Below are 370 nucleotides of genomic sequence, written 5' to 3'. Positions count from 1 at the left end.
CCCGCCTCGACGTCGTCCATCCGGTCCTCGATGTAGCGGAAGTCCGGGAGGATGAGGTCGACGCCGGGCTGCGCGTCCTCGGGGAACAGCACCCCGCAGTCGACGATCAGCAGTTTGCCGTTGTACTCGAACACCGTCATGTTGCGGCCGATCTCACCGATGCCGCCGAGGGCGACCACGCGCAGCGCGCCCTTCGGCAGTCGGCGCGGCGTACCGAGTCGATCGACGGGTGCCGGCGGCGTGGGGGTGCCGCGATCCCGGCCACCACCGCCTCGTGCACCTCGCGCGTTGTCGCGGCGCTCGTGCCGGCCGGACCGACGGGGTTCACCTCCACCCCGGTTCTCCGCCGGCGCCGACGCGGCGTGGCGGG

1 pseudogene is annotated in these 370 nt (G+C 73.0%); it reads right to left on the bottom strand.

Going from position 1 to position 370, the window contains the following annotated elements:
* A pseudogene (locus B1964_RS30960) lies at nucleotides 1-370 on the bottom strand (ribonuclease J); the annotation flags it as partial.

The sequence above is a fragment of the Gordonia sp. i37 genome (genome assembly GCF_002043085.1).
In the GTDB taxonomy this organism is placed as follows: Bacteria; Actinomycetota; Actinomycetes; order Mycobacteriales; family Mycobacteriaceae; genus Gordonia; species Gordonia polyisoprenivorans.
This window is presented reverse-complemented; position numbering and strand designations above follow the sequence as displayed.